Source organism: Xenorhabdus indica (assembly GCF_014467235.1).
Classification (GTDB): Bacteria; Pseudomonadota; Gammaproteobacteria; order Enterobacterales; family Enterobacteriaceae; genus Xenorhabdus; species Xenorhabdus indica.
Map to the genome: position 1 here is coordinate 59,013 of NZ_NKHP01000004.1, position 23,350 is coordinate 82,362.

General features: G+C 53.4%; 1 protein-coding gene. It reads right to left on the reverse strand.

Going from position 1 to position 23,350, the window contains the following annotated elements; translation table 11 throughout:
* Positions 1–30: 30 nt before the first annotated feature.
* Entirely contained in the window at positions 31–23,310 is a 23,280-nt protein-coding gene (locus tag Xind_RS04735) for a non-ribosomal peptide synthase/polyketide synthase (protein ID WP_222941728.1), read from the reverse strand.
* Positions 23,311–23,350 lie beyond the last annotated feature (40 nt).

A 23,350-nucleotide genomic window follows, 5' to 3' on the forward strand; every position in this document is an offset into this window, starting at 1 on the left:
CCGGATTTTTATCGTCAGGTTAAATTAATACTATTGCTTTGCCGTTCTCAAAATATCCATTTCCCCAATCCGTTTTTGAGAGTCATTTACCATGGCTTGCAGCACAATAAGAAAATGGTCAATGTGCCGCTCTATGGTCGATTGATCAAACAGAGCTGTGGCATAATTTATCGCTCCGGCAATCATGCCATTCTCCTCAAAAAACTCTATTTCGAGATCACAGTGGATAATATGTAAATCATGAATAACCGATGACACTGTCAGCCCCGGCAGTGTCCAGTGGGGATCTTCATAATCCTGCCAGGCAAACATCACCTGGCACAACGGTGTATGGTCTGGCCCGCGTGGCGGCAGAACACTTTCCATCACCTGCTCAAACGGCAAATCCTGATGCGCCTGTGCCGCTAATGTGGTTTGCCGCACTTGTGCCAGCAACTCCGCCACCGTCAGATCATCCGAAACCCTCGTGCGCAACGCCAGTATATTCACGAAGAAGCCAATTAATGGCTCCACTTCCTGACGACTGCGGCCAGAACTGGGAGTGCCAACAATAATATCCTCCTGACCAGACAAACGCGATAAGACCACCGTCCAGGCAGACAATAATGTCATAAATAACGTGACATTGTGCTGCGCACTCAGGCGTTTCAGGGCGGCTATTAATTCCACATCCAAATTGATGGGTAAAACCTGCCCGACAAACGACTGCTCAGATGGTCGTGGCCGGTCTGTCGGCAGATTCAGCAGAGCCGGTGCATCAGCCAACGCCGTGCGCCAATAGTCAGCTTGTGCCTGCATACGTTCAGCGGAAAACCACTGCCGCTGCCAGGCTGCATAATCAGGGTACTGGATCGCCAGCGCGGGTAAAGGATCCGGTTGCCCGGCCAGAAAAGCCGTATAGAGCGTGTTCAGTTCAGCTATCAGCACTTCTTTCACTGACCAGCCATCGGAAATAATATGGTGCTGTGTCAGCAAAAACTGATAGTCGTCATCCGCCAGCCGGATAAGCATCGTTCGAACAAGCGGGCCCTGGCTGAGATCAAATGGCGCAGATACCTCCTCAATACGCAATCGTTCCAATGCTGTTTCGGCATCCGGGCACTCACGCAGGTCATGATGAACCAACGGCAGTCCGCGGTCTGCCGCCAGCAGGTGGACCTGAGGCTGACCGTCAACAGAAACAAAGACCGAGCGCAAGGCTTCATGACGAACAAATAACACATTCAGTGCCTGCTGCCAGGCTGCAATATCCAGTTGCCCACGCAAATGCCACACGAGTGGCATATGATAGCGTTCACTGACACCTTTAAATTGTGTCAGGAACCACAAGCGCTCTTGAACGAATGACAGTGGTAGCCCCCCTTCGCGGGAGAGAGGCAGAATGGGGGGCAATGTGTTTTGTTGTTCAAACCGGGTATAAAGTTTTTCAGCCAGAGCCGCCAAAGACGGGGAGCTAAACAGTTCACTCAGTGGCAATTCTATCCCTAAAGCTGCTATTCGATTCATTACCTGCATTACCAGCAATGAATGGCCGCCCAATGCAATAAAATTATCATGTCGGCTAATCTGTTCAATCCCTAAGACTTCCCGCCAAATCGCCGCCAACGCAATTTCCATTTCCCCTTGTGGGGCTGCATAAATCTGCCGGACAAAGGCGTCGCCGTCCGGGGCAGGCAAAGCCCGGCGATCCAGTTTGCCATTCGGAGTCTGCGGGAAGCTGTCCAGACACACAAAAGCCGCCGGCACCATATAATCCGGTAACACCGCGCTTAGGTGGGTACGCAGATTGTTAACCAGCGTTTTATCGGCTTCTGCTATCCCCGTTTCCGCCACGATATAGGCTACCAGCCGTTTACCCTGCCCGTCATCCCGTGCCAGCACGACCGCTTCCTGCACCGCCGGGTATTCCAGCAAGCGGGTTTCAATTTCCCCCGGTTCAATACGGAAACCGCGAATTTTTACCTGCTGGTCATTACGGCCGAGGAATTCCAGATTGCCGTCTGGCCGATAACACGCCATATCCCCGGTGCGGTACATGCGCGCCTCCGGTACGGGGCTAAAGGGATCGGGAATAAACCGTTCTTCACTTAAAATTAGCTGATTCAGATACCCCCGTGCCACTCCTACACCACCAATATAGATTTCTCCCACACCACCTAATGGCACTGGTTGCCCGTGGCTGTCCAGCAAGTAAATACGGGTATTGCTGAGTGGCCGGCCGATAGCTCGGTCATCGTCGGGGGAGAAGATTTCTTGACAGGTGGCGGTCACGGTATTTTCTGTCGGACCATAAGCATTTAATAACCGGGGACGGTGACCCGCCTGGGAAAACCAGTCCTGAAGGGCTTTTTTCTGGACGGCCTCGCTACCAATAATCATCAGTCTGAGCACGTCAGGCAGCGGTAATCCTTTATCTCTGCCCGCCAGTTCAGACCAGAATAACGTGGGCAGGAACAGTACCGTGATTCGTTTTTCCCGGACTAAGGTAATAAATTCCAGCATGGATGTCAGCCAGCTATCATCGCGGATCACCAGCGTGGCGCCATGACATAATGCTGAGAAACACTCCTCGACAGCGATATCAAAGGCAAACGCCGCAAACTGCAACACCCGATCCTGCGCCGTCACACCATACAATTCATTGACGCCCAACGTGCGTTGATAGATCGCCTGATGTTCCACCATCACCCCTTTTGGCTGCCCGGTAGAGCCGGAGGTGTAAATCACATAAGCCAGATGCTGCGGCGTTAACACCGAAACCTGCGGGTTACTGTCCGGTTGATCCGGCGGCACCGTCGGGTCAAGAACGGTCAACTCAGCCAGCACTTTGTCACCTAAAATAGACTGCCCGGCCCTATCCGCTAATATCACCGATGGCGCACTGTCACTCAGGATATACGCCAGCCGCTCTGCCGGATAGGTTGTGTCGAGTGGCACATAGGCCCCACCGGCTTTCAGTACGGCCAAGAAGGACACTACCATGACCGGTGAGCGTGCCACACAAATCGCGACCCGTTGCTCCGGCTCTACCCCTGACTCAATCAACTGATATGCCAGCCGGTTAGCCCAGGCATTTAATTCGGCGTAACTGAGCGTTTGTCCCTGATATTCCAGTGCCATGACCTGCGGGGTTTTTGCCACCTGCTGTTCAAACAGTTGGTGGATACACAATATTTCAGGATAAGTGGTTTCTGCCGCGTTCCAGATGCCTAACAATAAAGTCTTCTCCGCTTGCGGCAGAATGTCCAATGCCCGCACGGGCTTAGTTGGTGTGTTCTCCAGCGCCTCCACCAGACTTTCCAGCGCCTGCTGCATATAGCCCCATATCCGCTCCGGCTCAAACGGCGGCACCACACTTGCCGTCAATCCCAACGCGTCACCAAAATCCTCCACCGACAGCCCAAAGGGGTAATTGGTGCGTTCTTTGCCATCTAAAAATTCAATGCCTGCCAATGTGTCATCCGACAGCGTTGAAAGACTATTGTGCGGATAATTGATATGCCGGTAATTGAGCAGGGCGCTAAAAAGCGGCGTACCACGTTCAACACCGCTACACTGCTGGGCCAGCACCAGTGACGCATGCTCATGGGTTAATAATCCCGCCAGCCGGCGATGAGCGGCCTGTACACTGCCTTGTACTGGCGTGTCATCTATATCCAGCCGCAACGGCAGAGTATTGATAAACAACCCCATCCCACCGTCTGCTCCTTCGCCGCCAGTCATACGTCCAAACAGCACGGTGCCAAATACCACTTTTTCCTGCCCACTGGTGCGCGACAACACCTGAGCCCAGGCCAGATGACACAAAGCCGCCAGACTCACCCCTTGCTGCCGCGCCTGATGACGCAAGCGGTCATTCAGTTCCGGCGTTAGCAATCGGTAACATTCCCTTTCCTGTGATCCATCAAGATGGACCGCCGCCAGTCCGAACGGCAGTGTTGGTTCTTCCACTTCTGCCAGCATGTCGGTAAAGAAACGGGTATGTGCTGCCTGACTCACGCCCAACCGGGCCTGTGCTACCAGATTGCGGAATGGTACAGGCGCCGCCAGACTCTGCTCGTGTCCTGTCAGGCAGATCTGTACTTCACGATGTACCACCTCCAGCGTTTGATGGTCACCAATCAGGTGATGCAATAATTGCAGGACAACCCAACGGCCATCGGCTTCTTGCGCCACCACAAAGTGTAATAACGGGGCTTGCCTTAGATCAAGACGATAATAACTGGGATCAAAACGGCGACTTAACTGGTCAAGCACCGGACCATCAGCCGGATCCAGCGTCAATTCTGTCACTGACAAAGGAGCATGACGCCAGACGACCTGCACCGGAACCGATATCCCTTGCCAGATAAACGCGGTGCGTAAGATATCATGCCGCTCGATTATCTGTTGCATAGCTGCCAGATAACGATCCAGCAACGCGCGGTCAGCAAACGCCATCTGACCACTTAACAGGTACGTATCCCCTTCCCGTGCTAATAAGTGGTGGAACAAAATACCGTCCTGTAACGGGGATAACGCGTAGATATCCTGAATATTCGCCACGCCGCCCGGAACTTGTTTGACAATGTGGTCAATGTCCGCCTGCGTTAAATCTGCCAACGGCAACATAGCCGGAGTCAGTTGCTGCGTCTCGGCGGTAATCATATTCGGTGGGATTTCCAGGGTCTGGTGTTGCCCCAATGTTTGCGCCAACTCGGACAACACCGGCGACCGGAACAATTCCCGCGCTGTCAATGTTAACCCCTGCTGACGCAAGCGCTCAATCATACGTACCGCAAGCAACGAATGCCCGCCCAGTACAAAGAAGCTGTCATGACGACTGATTTGCTCAATGCCCAGTAATTCTCCCCAAATCGCTGCCAGCGTCATTTCGGTTTTTCCCTGCGGGGCTGCATAAGTTTGCCGGGCAAAGGCGTCACCGTCCGGGGCTGGCAGCGCCCGGCGATCCAGCTTACCATTCGGCGTCAGTGGAAACGCATCCAAACGTACAAAGGCCGCCGGCACCATATAATCCGGTAAAACCGCGCTCAGATGCGTTCTCAGGCTGTTTGCCAGCTCTTCCTCCTCTTCCACGACCACATAAGCCACTAACCATTTCTCTGTTCCATCCCCCAGAGCCAGTACTGCTGCCTCACGCACTGCCGGATACTCTGTCAACCGGGCTTCAATTTCCCCCGGTTCAATCCGAAAGCCGCGGATTTTCACCTGCTGGTCATTACGCCCCAGAAACTCCAGATTACCGTCCGGCCGGTAACGGGCTAAGTCCCCGGTGCGGTACATCTTCACATCCGGGCTACCACTAAATGGATCATGAAGGAAACATTCAGCCGTTAATTCGGGGCGATTTAGGTAACCACGGGCCACGCCGGCACCGGCAATATAAATTTCTCCGATCACGCCAAGAGGGACAGGTTGTCCAGCAGGATCAAGAAGATAGATGCGGGTATTGGCGATTGGGCGGCCAATCACTGATGCTTCCGGGATCCCGGTCTGAGCTTTATATTCATACCAGGTAGCATCACCATTAATTTCAGATGAACCATAAAAATTTAACAGACGCAGCCAGGGGTAATCTGCCACAACTTGTCGGGCCAGTTCAGGCGCCAGCCGTTCTCCGCTGCAAACCAGCGTCCTGATGAATTTTAACTTATCGCCATGGACTTGAATTAAGTGTTTTAGTAACGAGGGCACCAGTACCAGATAATTGACGTCAAAGCGGCGTAAACCATCACAGAAACGGTCAAGATCTTTCACTGCCTGATCACTGAAAACGACCAGTTTGCCACCGGACAACAAGACGCTCAGCATCTCGGTGACAGAATCAACAAAGCTGATGTTGGTTTTCAGTGCCCCTACCAATGGCACCGTTACGATATCGCGGACAAACCATAATAAGCGGTTACACAAGGCGTGATGACTGTTCATCACGCCTTTGGGCAGGCCCGTAGAGCCGGAAGTGTAGATCACATAAGCCAGATGGTGCGATGTCAGTCCCAACGCCTGAGCATCTGGGTTATCGGTGGAATGTGACATCAAGAATGCTGCCTGAGCATCAAGTACCACCATGGGCACAGTGTTGGCTAGTCGGTCAACCCACTCAGTTTGAGTCAATATCGCAACGGGGGCGGCGTCTTCAAGCATATACGCCAGCCGATCAACCGGATAAGCGGGATCCAACGGCACGTAAGCCCCACCCGCTTTCAGTATGGCTAATAACCCAATCACCATTGCGGGTGACCTTGACACACAAACCGCGACCCGTTGTTCCGGTTCAATCCCCAGTTCAATTAACTGATGAGCCAACTGGTTGGCTCTGGCGTTTAATTCAGCGTAACTGAGGGTCTGCTCTTCATACACCAGGGCCGTGGCATCCGGGGTTTTCGCCACCTGCTGTTCAAATAACTGATGGATACACAATGTGTCAGGATACGGCGTTTCCGTTGCGTTCCAAGCGGTTAACAACTGTGTGCGTTCCGCTTGTGGCAGGATGTCTAATACCCGCACCTGCCTATCCGGGGTGTGCTCCAGCGCATCTGCCAGACTTTCCAGTGCCTGCTGCATATAGCCCCATATCTGCTCCGGCTCAAATGGTTGCACGACACTCGCCGTCAATCCCAGTGCATCACCAAAATCCTCCACCGACAACACAAAGGGATAGTTGGTGCGTTCCTTGCCATCTAAAAACTCAATGCCTGCCAATGTATTATCCGCCGGTGCTGAGGGGCTATTGTGCCGATAATTTAGCAAAGCGCTAAAGAGGGGCGTACCGCGTTCAATGCCACTGCACTGTTGTGCCAACACCAGTGACGCATGCTCATGGGCAAGTAATCCCGCCAGCCGGCGATGGACGGTCTGTATGCTGTCCCGAACCGGGGTATCATCCATATCCAACCGCAATGGCAAGGTATTAATAAACAAGCCCATCCCATTGTCTGCCCCTTCTCCAGCGCTCATACGCCCAAACAGCACGGTGCCGAACACCACTTTTTCCTGTCCACTGGTACGCGACAATACCTGAGCCCAAGCCAGATGACACAAAGCCGCCAGACTCACCCCATGCTGGCGGGCCTGACGGCGCAAGCGGTCATTCAGTTCCGGCGTTAGCAATCGGTAACATTCCCTTTCCTGCGATCCATCAAGATGGACCTCCGCCAGCCCAAATGGCAGGGTCGGCTCTGTCACTTCCGCTAACATGTCAGTAAAGAAACGGGTGTGGGCTGCCTGACTCACGCCCAACCGGACTTGTGCCACCAGATTGCGGAACGGCACAGGCGCAGCCAGGCTCTCTTCCTGTCCCGTCAGGCAGGCCTGCACTTCACGGTGCATCACTTCCAGTGTTTCATGATCACCAATCAGGTGATGCTGTAATTGCAGCACAATCCAACGGTCATCCGCTTCCTTTGCCACTACAAAGCGCAATAACGGCGCATCACTCAGATCAAGGCGATATTGATTGATGTTAAAACGTTCATCCAATTGCCTGCTAACTGGCCCATCGGCCGGGTCCAGTATGAGCTCCGTTACTGACAAAGGGGCATGACGCCAGACCACCTGCACTGGTGTAGATACACCTTGCCAGATAAAGGCGGTGCGTAAAATATCGTGACGATCAACCACACGTTGTATCGCTGCCAGATAACGATCCAGCAACGCGCGATCAACAAACACCATTTGACCACTCAACAGGTAGGTATCCCCTTCCCGTGCCAGTAAATGGTGGAATAAAATCCCGTCCTGCAACGGGGATAACGCGTAGATGTCCTGAATATTTGCTACCCCGCCCGGCACCTGTCCGACAATATGGTCAATATCCGCCTGGGTTAAATCTGCCAGCGGTAACATCGCCGGAGTCAGTTGCTGCGTTTCGGCGGTGATCACATTCGGCGGGACTTCGACGGTCTGATGCCGTCCCAACGTTTGCACCAGATCAGACAACACCGGCAACCGAAACAAATCCCGCGCTGTCAGTGTTAATCCCTGCTGACGCAGGCGCTCAATCATACGCACCGCAAGCAACGAATGCCCGCCCAGAGCAAAGAAACTGTCGTGTCGGCTGACTTGTTCAATACCCAGTAATTCTTCCCAAATTGCCGCCAATGTGATTTCCATTGCCCCCTGCGGGGCTTCATACGCTTGCCGGGCAAAAGCGTCTTCCTCCGGGGCCGGCAGTGCCCGGCGATCTAACTTACCATTCGGGGTTTGTGGGATGCTGTCCAGACGCACAAAAGCTGCCGGCACCATGTAATCCGGTAAAACTGCACTTAGATGGGTACGCAGGCTGTTTGCCAGCCCTGCATCCCCCACCGTTTCTGTGACCACATAAGCCACCAGCCGCTTATCCTGCCCTTCTCCCTGCGTCAACACGACTGATTCATGCACTGCCGGGTGCTCTGCCAATCGAGCTTCAATTTCCCCCGGTTCAATACGAAAGCCCCGAATTTTCACCTGCTGATCGTTACGGCCGAGAAATTCCAGATTGCCATCCGACCGATAACGGGCTAAATCCCCGCTGCGGTACATGCGTGCATCCGGGGTATCACTGAACGGATCAGCCAGAAAACGTTCGGCGGTTAACTCAGGGCGGTTCAGATAACCTCTTGCCACTCCTACCCCGCCAATATACAGTTCTCCCACGGCTCCTAGTGGTACAGGCTGACCAAAATTATCCAGTAAATAAAGCCGGGTATTATCTAATGGGCGACCAATTATTGGGTAAGGATGCTCTGGGCCTATATGCGCCAGTGTTGCATCTACTGTGCATTCCGTTGGACCATAGACATTATAGGCAGTCAGTTGTGGGATGCCGATTACAGTCTGCCAGGTTTGTGTTGATATGGCTTCACCGCCAACCAGTAGTACTAAAGCTTTTTTATGCTGACATATGCCCGCAGCCAATAACATCTCTAATTGCATTGGCGTACAATCCAATACGTCAAGGTCAGCCTTAATGAGAAATTGTAATAAGGCCGCACCATCAACTCGCACCTCTTGTGACACAATGACCAATGTGTAGCCATTCAAGAGACTCAATAAATTTTGCAGTGATGCATCAAATGAAATACTGGCGTTCAGACTAACCCGATAAGGTGCAGATGAATTGGCAAAAACACGCTTTGTCAGTACTGCATATAAATTTAACAAAGAACCCTGTTCTACCATCACCCCTTTTGGCCGACCCGTCGAGCCGGAAGTATACATCACATACGCCAGAGAGCGTGAAGTCAATACCGCTATCTGTGGGTTACTATCTGACTGTTCAAATAAGATATTTGGATCAAGCACCCTTCGTCCTGCCAATGCTTGCTCACCCAAAGCTGTCCGGCCAGTATTATCGGCCAGCACTATCGCCGGCTCAGCATCCCTCAGATTATCAGCCAGACGTTCTCCCGGATAAGCCGGGTCCAGCGGCACATAAGCGCCTCCCGCTTTTAAGACGGCCAGCAACCCAACCACCATGGCCGGTGAACGTGCCACGCAAATGGCGACTCGTTGCTCCGGTTCCACGCCCAGAGCCATTAATTGATGGGCCAGCCTGTTAGCCTGGGCATTTAATTCTGCATAACTGAGCGTCTGGTTTTCATAGACCAGCGCGGTGGCCTGTGGCGTTTTCGCCGCCTGCTGTTCAAACAACTGGTGGATACACAACGTCTCAGGATAAGCGGTTTCCGTCCTGTTCCAGGTTTTTAATAACCGTATACGTTCTGCTTGTGGCAAGATGTCCAACTGTCGTACCGGGATTTCCGGGGTTTGTTCCAGTGCGTCCACCAGACTTTCCAACGCCTGCTGCATATAGCTGCATATCCGCTCTGGCTCAAATGGCTGCACTATTTGTACTGTCAGGCCCAGTGCTTTGCCAAAATCCTCCACCGATAATGTTAATGGGTAGTTGGTCCGCTCCTGGCCGTCTAATAACTCAATCCCTTCCAGCGATTTATCCAATTGATTCGATTGATCATTATGTCGATAATTTAACAGGGCACTAAAAAGGGGCGTACCACGTTCAACACCGCTACACTGTTGCGCCAGCGCCAGTGACGCATGCTCATGGGTTAATAATCCCGCCAGCCGGCGATGAGCGGCCTGTACACTGTCTTGTACCGGGGTGTCATCCATATCCAGCCGCAACGGCAGGGTATTGATAAACAAACCCATCCCACCGTCTGCTCCTTCGCCGCCGGTCATACGCCCAAACAGCACCGTGCCAAACACCACTTTTTCCTGTCCACTGGTGCGTGACAACACCTGAGCCCAGGCCAGATGACACAACGCCGCCAGACTCACCCCTTGCTGCCGGGCCTGATGACGCAAACGATCATTCAATGCCGGGGCCAGCAATCGGTGGGACTGCGTCACCTGTGTGCCATCACGATGTACCTCCGCCAGACCAAATGGCAGCGTCGGCTCTTCTACCTCGGCTAACATCTCGCTAAAGAAACGCGTATGGGCTGCCTGACTGACGCCCAACCGGACCTGTGCTACCAGATTGCGGAACGGCACGGGCGCCGCCAGGCTCTGCTCCTGTCCTGTCAGGCAGGCCTGCACTTCACGGTGCATCACTTCCAGTGTTTCATGATCACCAATCAGGTGATGCAGTAATTGCAGGACAATCCAACGGCCATCCGCTTCCTGCGCTACCACAAAGCGCAATAACGGTGCATCACTCAAACCAAGACGATAATGACTGACGTTAAAACGGGCCGCCAATTGGTGGCTCACTGGCCCCTCTGCCAGATCCAGTGTGAGTTCGGTCACTGATAAGGCAGCATGACGCCAGACAACCTGTACTGGCACGGATACCCCTTGCCAGATAAAGGCGGTGCGTAAAATATCATGACGGTCAATCATCCGTTGCATTGCCGCCAAATAACGATCCAGCAAGGTCCGGTCAGCAAACGCCATCTGACCACTCAACAGGTACGGATCCCCTTCTTGTGCCAGTAAATGGTGGAACAAAATCCCATCCTGCAACGGCGATAAGGCATAAATATCCTGAATATTCGCCACCCCGCCCGGCACTTGTTCAACAATATGGTCAATATCCGCCTGTGTTAAATCCACCAGCGGTAACATGGCCGGGGTCAGTTGCTGCGTTTCGGGAGTAATCACATTGGGCGGGATTTCGATGGTCTGATACCGTCCCAATGTTTGTGCCAGCTCGGACAATACCGGCGACCGGAACAAATCCCGCACCGTCAGTGCCAATCCCTGCTGACGCAGGCGCTCAATCATGCGCACCGCCAGCAGAGAGTGCCCCCCCAGCGCAAAGAAGCTATCATGACGGCTGACCTGTTCCATGCCCAGTAATTCACGCCAAATCGCCGCCAGCATCATTTCGGTTTCTCCCTGCGGGGCTTCATATACCTGCCGGGCAAAGGCGTCTGCATCTGGTATCGGCAATGCCCGATGATCCAGCTTACCATTCGGTGTCAACGGAAACGCGTCCAGACGCACGAAGGCCACCGGCACCATATAATCCGGCAAAACCGCACTCAGGTGGGTACGCAGGCTGTTAACCAATTCTTCATCCATATCTGCCACGACATAGGCCACCAGCCGTTTGTCCATTCCATCACCCAGTGCCAGTACAGCCGCCTCACGCACTGCCGGATACTCTGTCAGCCGGGTTTCAATTTCCCCCGGTTCGATACGGAAACCACGAATTTTCACCTGCTGGTCGTTACGGCCGAGGAATTCCAGATTGCCGTCCGGCAGATAACGCGCCAAATCGCCGGTGCGGTACATCCGCGCATCCGGGGTATCATTAAACGGATCGATGAGGAATCGTTCCGCCGTTAACTCAGGCCGGTTCAGATAGCCACAGGCCACCCCGTCTCCCCCTACATAAATCTCACCAATCGCCCCCAATGGTACGGGCTGACCATGACTATCCAACAAATACACCTGGGTATTGGCGATGGGCCGGCCAATGGGGAGCCGGATCATACCTTCTTCTAGTGCCTTGATAGGATACATTGTTGTAAAGGTGGTGCCTTCCGTCGGGCCATAGGCCTGCAACAGTTGTTGCGGAGGACGATGTTTCAGTACCTGAGCAATCAGCGGTAAATCGGGGATATCGCCGCCAAAAATCAGCGTCTTTATCTGCGGCAGCACTGGGGACAATTCTACCACCAGTCGGTTAAACAGCCCGATGGTCAGCCATAAGATCGTGATACGGTGGGTCTGTAAAGCCCGGACTAACTCCGCCGACGTCAATAAAGTGGTGTGATCAATGACTACCAATGCCCCTCCGTTGAGCAACGGCGCCCAGACCTCAAAAGTACTGGCATCAAACGCCGGGTTCGCCGTAAAAGCCACCCGATCATCCTGCTCAATGACCGCATAACCATTATTGATGACCAGCCTAACCACGGCACGGTGTGGCACCAGCACCCCTTTGGGTGTGCCGGTGGAGCCGGAGGTGTACATGATATAGGCCAATGCTGTGCTGGCACACGGTAAGTCAGGGTTAATACTATTTTGTTCACTGGCCGTCTTATCTTCATCAGCAAGACGCAGCAGCGGTACAACCAGGCCAGCCGGGGTTTCTGTCTGTGTATCGGTGAGTAACAATTTGGCAGTACAGTCATTGATCAGCCAGTTTTTCCGTTCATCTGGCATTCTGGGATCAAGGGGAACGTAAGCTGCACCGGCTTTAAGCACAGCCAGTTGCGCCACGACCAGCATGATGGAGCGCTCAAACAGCAGCACAATAGGATCGCCGGGGCAAACACCTTGTCCGATTAACTGATGAGCCAACTGATTTGCCTGTGTATTCAGCTCACTGTAGCTCAGGACCTTATCGCCCGCTATCAGGGCTGTCGCTTGCGGCGTTTTTACCACCTGCTGTTCAAACAACTGGTGGATACACAAGGCCGCAGGATACGGGGTTTCCGTTGTGTTCCAGGTAGTTAATAATAAAGTCAGCTCCGCTTCTGGCAAGATATCCAATGCTCGTACCGGTGTTTCCGGGGCTTGTTCCAGTGCATCCACCAGACTTTCCAGTGCCTGCTGCATATAACTGCATACCCGTTCCGGCTCAAACGGTTGAACGACCTGAACTGTCAAGCCAAGCGCCTCACTGAAATCTTCTACTGACAGCACAACGGGGTAGTTGGTTCGCTCCTGGCCGTCTAATAACTCAGTCCCCTCCAGCGTATTATCCAACTGGTTCGATTGATCATTGTGCCGATAATTTAACAGAGCACTAAAAAGGGGCGTACCGGGCTCAACACCGCTGCATTGCTGAGCCAGCGCCAGTGACGCATGCTCATGAGTTAACAATCCCGCCAGCCGGCGATGGGTGGCCTGTACACTGTCCCGTACAGGGGTGTCATCCATATCCAGCCGTAACGGCAGGGTATTGATAAACAAACCCATTCCTCCCTCTGTCCCTTCGCTGCCGGCCATGCGCCCAAACAGCACGGTGCCGAACACCACTTTTTCCTGTCCACTGGTGCGCGACAATACCTGGGCCCAGGCCAAATGACACAAGGCCGCCAGACTCACCCCTTGCTGCCGGGCCTGATGACGCAAACGATTATTCAATTCCGGGGCCAGCAGCCGGTAGGACTGCGTCACCTGTGTGCCATCACGATGCACCTCCGCCAGCCCAAATGGCAGCGTCGGCTCTTCTACCTCGGCTAACATCTCGCTAAAGAAACGTGTATGGGCTTCCTGACTCATGCCCAACCGGGCCTGTGCTACCAAATTGCGAAACGGCACGGGTGCAGCCAGGCTCTGCTCTTGTCCTGTCAGACAGGCCTGCACTTCACGGTGCATCACTTCCAGTGTTTCATGATCACCAATCAGGTGATGCAGTAATTGCAGGGCAATCCAACGTCCATCGGTTTCCTGCGCCACCACAAAGCGCAATAACGGCGCGTCGCTCAAGTCAAGACGATAATGACTGACGTTAAAACGGGCCGCCAATTGGCGGCTCACTGATCCCTCTGCTGTATCCAGTGTGAGTTCAGTCACTGATAAGGCAGCATGACGCCAGACGACCTGCACGGGCGCGGATAGGTTTTGCCAGATAAAAGCGGTGCGTAAAATATCGTGACGGTCAACCACCCGTTGCATTGCCGCCAGATAACGATCCAGAAACGCACGGTCAGCAAACGCCATCTGGCTACTCAACAGGTACGGATCCCCTTCGTGTGCCAGTAAATGGTGGAACAAAATCCCGTCCTGCAACGGCGATAAGGCGTAGATATCCTGAATATTCGCCACGCCGCCCGGCACTTGTTCAATAATATGGTCAATGTCCGCCTGGGTTAACTCTGCCAGCGGCAACATGGCCGGGGTCAGTTGCTGTGTATCGGGACTAATGACATTCTGCGGAATTTTGATGGTCTGATGCTGCCCCACTGTTTGTGCCAGTTCGGACAACACCGGCGACCGGAACAACTCTCGCGCTGTCAGGGCCAATCCCTGCTGACGCAGGCGCTCAATCATGCGCACCGCCAGCAGGGAGTGCCCCCCCAACGCAAAGAAGCTGTCATGGCGGCTGACCTGCTGCATACCCAGTAATTCACACCAAATCGCTGCCAGCGTCATTTCGGTTTCTCCCTGCGGGGCTTCATACGCCTGCCAGACAAAGGCCTCTCTATCCGGTGCCGGTAATGCCCGGCGATCCAGCTTACCATTCGGCGTCAAAGGAAACGCCTCCAGACGCACAAAAGCGGCCGGCACCATATAATCCGGTAATACCGCGCTCAAATGCGTTCTCAGGCTGTTTGCCAGTTCCTTCTCCGCTTGCGCAACCACATAAGCCACCAGCCATTTTTCGGCGCCATCACCCAGTGCCAGTACGGCCGCCTCACGCACTGCCGGATACTCGGCCAGCCGGGTTTCAATTTCCCCCGGTTCAATACGGAAACCGCGAATTTTCACCTGCTGGTCGTTACGGCCGAGGAATTCCAGATTGCCGTCCGACAGATAACGCGCCAAATCGCCGGTGCGGTACATGCGCGCATCCGGAGTATCATTAAACGGATCGATAAGGAACCGTTCCGCCGTTAACTCAGGCCGGTGCAGATAGCCACAGGCTACCCCATCTCCCCCCACATAAATCTCACCGGTTGTTCCCAACGGTACGGGCTGACCATGCTTATCCAGCAGATAAACCCGGGTATTGGCGATGGGCCGGCCAATGGGGAGCCGGATCATGTCTTCTTTTAGCGCCTTAATAGGATATGTTGTTGTAAAGGTGGTGCCTTCCGTCGGTCCATAGGCCTGCAACAGTTGTTGCGGTGGACGATGTTTCAGCACCTGGGCAATCACTGATAAATCGGGGATATCGCCGCCAAAAATCAGCGTCTTTATCTGCGGCAGCACCGGGGACAACTCTACCGCCAGCCGGTTAAACAGCCCGATGGTCAGCCACAAGATCGTAATACGGTGGGTCTGTAAAACCCGGACTAACTCTACCGGCGTCAATAAGGTGGCGTGATCAAGCACCACCAGTGCCCCCCCGTTAAGCAATGGCGCCCAGACTTCGAAAGTACTGGCATCAAACGCCGGGTTCGCGGTAAAGGCCACCCGATCATCCTGCTCAATGGCCGCATAACCATTATTGATGACCAGCCGAACCACGGCACGGTGTGGTACCAGCACCCCTTTGGGTGTGCCGGTGGAGCCGGAGGTGTACATGATATAGGCTAAATCCGTACTGATACGCGGCAAATCAGGGTTAACGCTATATTGCTCATTGTTTGTATTGCTCTCATCGGCAAGACAAAGCCGCGGCACCGCCAGATCAGCCGGAATATCTGCCTGTGTATCGGTGAGTAACAATTTGGCGGCACAGTCATTGATCAGCCAGTTTTTCCGCTCATCCGGCACACTGGGATCCAGAGGGACGTAAACTGCCCCGGCCTTAAGCACAGCCAGTTGCGCCACGACCAGCATGATGGAACGCTCGAACAGCAGCCCAACCGGATCGCCGGGGCAAACACCTCGTTCGATTAGCTGATGAGCCAATTGATTTGCCCATGTATTCAGTTCACTGTAGCTCAGGGTCTTATCGCCCTCTATCAGGGCTGTCGCCTGTGGCGTTTTCTCTGCCTGCTGTTCAAACCCTTGATGAATACACAATGTGTCAGGATATGGCGTTTCAGTCGCGTTCCAGGTTTCCAGCAATAATCGGCGTTCTGCCGGCAACAGCATCTCAATTTTCCCGACCTGTTGTTGATAATCAGTCACCATCGCTTGCAGCACCGCATGCAAGTAACCAATGTGTCGTTCAACAGTCGGCTGATTAAACAGTGCGGTTGAATAACCGAGATAACCGACAATCCTGCCGGCTTCCTCTGACAAGTTCAGTTCGAGATCAAATTTGACAATATCGAATGCTTGCTCAGCCGGTGACACGACCAACCCCGGCAATGTCCAGTCTGTGTACTCATTATTTTGCCAGGCAAACATGACCTGAAACAGCGGTGTATGGGCCAACTGACGCGGTGGTTGCACAATTTCCACCACTTGCTCAAACGGCAAATCCTGATGCGTCTGTGCCGCTAACGCGGTTTGCCGGACCTGTGCCAGTAACTCCGCTACCGTCAACTCACCCGAAACACCCATGCGCAACGCCAGGGTATTCACGAAGAAGCCAATTAAAGACTCCACTTCTTGATGGTTACGGCCAGCACTGGGGGTGCCAATCACGATATCCTCCTGCCCCGACAAACGTGACAAAACTATCGCCCAGGCGGATAACAGTGTCATAAATAACGTTACCCCCTGCTGCGCGCTCAGCCGTTTCAGGGCCGCCGTCAATTCCGCACCCAGATTGATAGGCAAAGCCTGCCCGGCAAACGACTGCTCAGGCGGACGGGGGCGGTCTGTGGGCAACTCCAGTAAAACGGGGACGTCAGCCAACGTGGTACGCCAATAATCAGACTGCACCTGAATACGTTCAGCAGAGAGCCATTGACGCTGCCAGACCGCATAATCAGGGTACTGGATTGCCAATGGCGGTAAAGGATCAGGCTGCCCGGCCAGAAAAGCCGAATAGAGTGTGTTTAGTTCCTGTACCAGCACATTGACCGACCAGCCATCGGAAATAATATGATGTTGGGTCAGCAAAAACTGGTATTCATCATCCGCCAGCCGGATCAGCACTGCCCGGATAAGCGGGCCACAATTGAGTTCAAAAGGTGCCGACATCTCCTTCGTACACAATCGTTCCAGTATCACTTCGGCATCCGGGTCTCCACGCAGATCATGCTGAACCCAGGGCAACCCGTGATCCGCCGTCAGCAGGCGGATTTGAGGCTGACCATCAACGGAAACAAAGACCGAGCGCAACGCTTCATGGCGGGCAAATAATGCATTCAGGGCCTGCTGCCAAACTGCGATATCCAGTTCACCCCGCAAACGTAGCGCCATGGGGATATGATACGTCTCACTGACGCCTTCAAACTGAGTCAGGAACCACAAACGCTGTTGTGCGAATGACAATGGCAGTATCCCCTCACGGGAGACAGATATAATGGCTGGCACAACATGATTTTGCTTATCAATCCGGGCCTGCACCGCCTCAGCCAGAGCCACCAAAGAAGGTGTGCTAAACAGTACAGGCAACGGCAATTCGACCCCTAGCACCGCTATTCGGTTCATCATCCGCACCACCAGCAGTGAATGGCCACCCAGGGCAAAGAAATTATCATGCCTGCTGATCGATTCAATCCCTAAGATTTCCCGCCAAATCGCCGCTAACGCGATTTCTATTTCTCCCTGCGGGGCTTCATAGGCTCGCCGGGCAAAGGCTTGACTGTCTGGTGCCGGTAGCGCCCGGCGATCCAGCTTACCATTTGGTGTCAGTGGAAACGCCTCCAGACGAACAAAAGCGGCTGGCACCATATAATCCGGTAATAAGGAACTCAGGTGGGTACGCAGGCTGTTCACCAGCCCTTCATCTGTTGTTCCCGCTGCCTTCGTTTCTGTGACCTCTGTTTCTGTAACGACATAGGCCACCAGCCGCTTATCCTGCCCTTCTCCCTGCGCCAACACCACCGATTCATGCACCATGGGGTGCCCGGCCAACCGGGATTCTATTTCCCCCGGTTCAATGCGAAAACCCCGGATTTTCACCTGCTGGTCATTACGGCCCAGAAATTCCAGATTGCCGTCCGGCCGGTAACGCGCTAAATCCCCGGTCCGGTACATGCGTGCATCCGGGCTATCACTAAACGGATCAGCTAAGAAGCGTTCAGCCGTCAGTTCCGGGCGATTAAGGTAACCCCGCGCTACACCCGCGCCACCAATGTATAACTCACCCACCGCTCCCAACGGAACCGGTTGACCATGAATATCCAGGAGATAAAGACAAGTATTAGCAATAGGGCGCCCGATAGAAACCACTGTATCTGTATAATCTGACGGACAACGCCAGACTGTGGCACATATTGTGATTTCTGTAGGGCCATAGGCATTAAACAGCATTGCCCGGCTGCTGAGTGCCTGGAGCAAAGACGCATTAGGCGCTTCACCAGCCAGTACCAATGTTGGCCTTATTGCTATCTCCGGTAAATCTGTTCCTTCTCTTAGCAGGGCGGGTGGGAGGCAGGCATGCGTCACCGCCTGCTCTTCCAGATAGTACCAGAGACGACGCAGATCCTGACGAATCGTGTCGGCAGGAAGAGCCAGACTGGCACCACTACTCAGCGCTATCATTATTTCCCAAACACTGGCATCAAAACCCAATGAAGCAAACTGCAATATCCGGCTAGATCCATTAACCTTAAATCGGGCGATTTGAGCCAAAGCCAGATTCACTACGCCCCTATGCGCTACCATGACCCCTTTTGGGGTGCCGGTCGAACCAGAAGTATAAATCACATAGGCCAGATGACGTGCAGTCAATGCCGGTATTTGCGGATTACTATCCGGCCGGTCAAATCGGTTATTCGGGTCAAGCACTGTCCGTTCTGCCAGTGCGGGCTCACCCAATGCTGTCCGGCCAGTCTTATCGGCCAGCACAAGAACCGGCGATGCATCCTTCAGAATATAAACCAGACGCTCTCCCGGATAAGCCGGGTCCAGCGGTACATAGGCCCCACCGGCTTTTAAGACAGCCAGCAATGCAACCACCATGGTTGGTGAACGTGACACACAAATGGCGACCCGTTGCTCCGGCGCTACGCCCAGTGCCATTAACTGATGCGCCAGTCGGTTAGCCCGGACATTTAATTCCGCATAACTGAGCGTCTGGTTTTCATAGACTAGCGCGGTGGCCTGTGGCGTTTTCGCCACCTGCTGTTCAAACCACTGATGAATACACAACGCCTCAGGATAAGCGGTTTCCGTCATATTCCAGGTTTTTAATAACAGCGTGCGTTCTGTTTCCGGCAGGATGTCCAACTGCCGTACTGGGATTTCCGGGGCCTGTTCCAGTGCCTCCACCAGACTTTCCAGTGCCTGCTGCATATAGCCACATACCCGCGCCGGCCCAAACGGCTGCACGACCTGCGCCGTCAAGCCCAACGCGTCACCATAATCTTCCACTGACAGAGCAAAAGGGTAGTTGGTCCGCTCCTGTTCACCAACAAACTCAATCCCACTGACCAGTTCCCCAGACATACCCAATAAAACATTGTGGCGGTAATTCAGCAAAGCACTAAAGAGGGGCGTACCACGGTCAACGCCACTACACTGTTGGGCCAACACCAGTGACGCATGCTCATGGGCTAATAATCCCGCCAGCCGACGATGGGTGGTTTGCACACTGTCCCGTACCGGAGTGTTATCCATATCCAGCCGCAACGGCAAGGTATTGATAAACAGCCCCATCCCACTGTCTGCCCCTTCTCCCGCGGCCATGCGCCCGAACAGTACCGTACCGAATACCACTTTTTCTTGTCCGCTGGTGCATGACAACACCTGAGCCCAGGCCAGATGACACAAGGCTGCCAGACTGACGCCTAATTGCCGGGCCTGACTGCGCAGGCGGTCATTCAGTTCAGGCGTTAACATTTGGTGAGATTCCGTCACCTGTGAACCATCGCGATGTACCTCTGTCAAGCCAAACGGCAACGTCGGCTCTTCCACCTCCGCTAACATCTCAGAAAAGAAACAGGTATGGGCAGCCTGATTTTCCCCCAACCAGGACTGTGCCACCAGATTGCGGAACGGCATCGGTACAGGCAGATTTTCCTCTTGCCCTGTCAGGTATAACTGGACTTCGCGGTGCATCATTTCCAGCGCTTCATGGTCGCCAATCAGATGATGGTGCAGCTCCAGTAAGAACCAGCGGCCATCCGTTTCCTGCGCCACCACAAAATGCAGGAGCGGAGCCTGCCCCAGATCGAGACGATAGTGGCGTAGATCAAAATGTCGGTTTAACTGATCAATGACTGGGCCATCAGCCGGATCCAGCGTCAGCTCGGTCACTGATAAGGCAGCATGACGCCAGACGACCTGTACTGGCACGGATATGTTTTGCCAGATAAAGGCGGTGCGTAAAATATCGTGCCGCTCAATCATCCGTTGCATCGCTGTCAGATAACGATCCAATAAAGATCGATCAGCAAAAATCATCTGAACGGTCAACAAATACGGGTCGCCTTCCCGTGCCAATAAATGGTGGAACAAAATCCCATCCTGCAAGGGTGATAAAGCGTAGATATCCTGAATATTCGCCACCCCGCCCGGCACTTGTTCAACAATATGGTCAATATCTGCCTGCGTTAAATCCACCAACGGCAACATGGCCGGTATCAGTTGCTGTGTTGCGGGAGTAATCACATTGGGCGGAATTTCGATGCTCTGATGCTGCCCCAACCTTTTCGCCAGATCGGCTAACACCGGCGATTGGAATAAATCACTCGCTGTCAGTGCCAATCCCCGCTGACGCAAATGACCAATCATATGTACAGCGAGCAGTGAATCCCCTCCCAACGCGAAGAAGTTGTCATGGCGGCTGATCTGTTCCATGCCCAGTAATCCACCCCAAATCGCTGCCAACGCCATTTCAGTTTCCCCCTGCGGGGTTTTATAGATCTGCCGGGCAAACGCCTCATTGCTCGGTATTGGCAGTGCCCGACGATCCAGCTTACCATTCGGTGTCAACGGAAACGCATCCAGACGCACGAAGGCCACCGGCACCATATAATCCGGCAAAACTGCACTCAGGTGGGTACGCAGGCTGTTAACCAATTCTTCATCCATATCTGCCACGACATAGGCCACCAGCCGTTTGTCCATTCCACCACCCAGTGCCAGTACAGCCGCCTCACGCACTGCCGGATACTCGGCCAGCCGGGCCTCAATTTCCCCCGGCTCAATACGGAAACCACGAATTTTCACCTGCTGGTCGTTACGGCCCAGAAACTCCAGATTACCGTCCGGGCGGTAACGGGCTAAATCCCCGGTGCGGTACAGGCGCGCATCAGGGTTATCACTAAACGGGTCGATGAGGAAACGTTGCACTGTTAATTCAGGTCGGTTCAGATAGCCACAGGCCACACCATCTCCCCCCACATAAATCTCACCGATTGCCCCCAACGGTACGGGCTGGCCATGACTATCCAGCAGGTAAATTCGTGTATTGGCAATGGGCCGGCCAATGGGGAGCCGGATCATACCTTCTTCCAGCACCTCAATAGGATATATTGTTGTAAAGGTAGTGCCTTCCGTCGGGCCATAAGCCTGCAAAAGTTGTTGCGGCGGACGATGTTTCAGAACCTGAGCAATCACCGATAAATCGGGGATATCGCCGCCAAAAATCAGTATTTTTATCTGCGGCAGCACCACGGACAACTCTACCGCCAGCCGGTTAAACAGCCCGATGGTCAACCACAGCACCGTAATACGGTGGGTCTGTAAAACCCGGATTAACTCTACCGGCGTCAATAAGGTGGTGTGATCAATCACGACCAACGCCCCCCCGTTAAGCAACGGTGCCCAGACTTCAAAGGTGCTGGCATCAAAAGCCGGGTTCGCTGTAAAAGCCACCCGATCATCCGGTTCAATGGCCGCATAACCATTATTGATAACCAACCGGACCACAGCACGGTGTGGCACCAGTACCCCTTTCGGGGTGCCCGTCGAGCCGGAGGTGTACATGATATAGGCTAATTCGGTACTGGCACGTGGCAAATCAGGATTAACGCTCTGTTGCTCGTTGCTTGTATTACTCTCATCAGAAAGACGAAGCAGCGGTACAACCAAGTCAGCCGGGATCGCTGTCTGTGTATCAGTGAGTAACAATTTGGCGGCACAGTCATTGATCAGCCAATTTTTCCGTTTATCCGGTACAGTAGGATCAAGGGGAACGTAAACCGCACCAGCTTTAAGCACCGCCAGTTGAGCCACCACCAGCATGATAGAGCGTTCGAACAGCAGTACAATATGATCACCGGGACAAACGCCTTGCTTGATAAGCTGGTGAGCCAGTTGATTAGCCCGTTTATTCAACGCGTTATAGCTCAGGCGCTTATCTCCCGCTATCAGAGCTGTCGCCTGTGGGGTTTTCTCCGCTTGTTGCTCAAATATCTGATGAAGACATGACTGGTCTGGATAGGTAGTTTTCGTGGCGTTCCAGGTTTCTAATAACAATGTCCTCTCCGCCTCCGGCAACAAATTAAGCTGTCCGATGGGGATATCATCACTTCTTCCTTTTGATAACAGCAACATCTGTAAATGGTCATCCATGCGCGCAATCACTTCCCTGTTCAGGCGATTTTCATCATAAATCCAGCGGAAACCACCTTGCTCATTTATCTGAAATGTCAGTAATTCACCCGACGCCTGTTGATCACGCAGTCTGCCATCCTGTATTACCGAAACAGCGACAGGCCACGGATGGTGAGTGCTTAATTCAGGAATGGCGTGCAGTGAAAGTAAATGAGAAAGGTGGTCACGACTGAAGGTCTGGTGTTGCGCCAGTCGGGTAAGTTCATCATCAACCGCGTCAGCCACCTCTCGCCACGGCTTATCCCATGCTACTTTAATGTCCATAGGCACCACTGAGGCCAGATTTGCCCGGTTATTGTTTAATGCCACACTCCAGCCAATTTGGTATGCAGACTGCTGAGACAGGCGCGTAAGATAGATAACAAATGCCTGCAACACTATTCGCCATGGTGCCTCTTGACTCTTTTGGGGAGACAGTGACTGCCAACGGCTGATTGCCCAACGGGGTTCTGCAATCTGATGGGGAATGTCGAAAGGTAACCGGAAGGGGTGCAAAGCAACAAGACGCTGATACCAAAATAATTCACTGGGTGTGAGTGATTGCAGGGTATTTATTCCAGAAAGAATTTCACCATTAAGACTATTTCCCGTTGTAGCCATGTTATCTTTCATTTATTACCTCATTTCAACGAATCTGTTAGTTGTTTGAAAA

Excerpts from the sequence above, each read along its gene's own strand:
- Xind_RS04735 (WP_222941728.1), bottom strand. The coding sequence starts at position 23,310 with ATGAAAGATAACATGGCTACAACGGGAAATAGTCTTAATGGTGAAATT.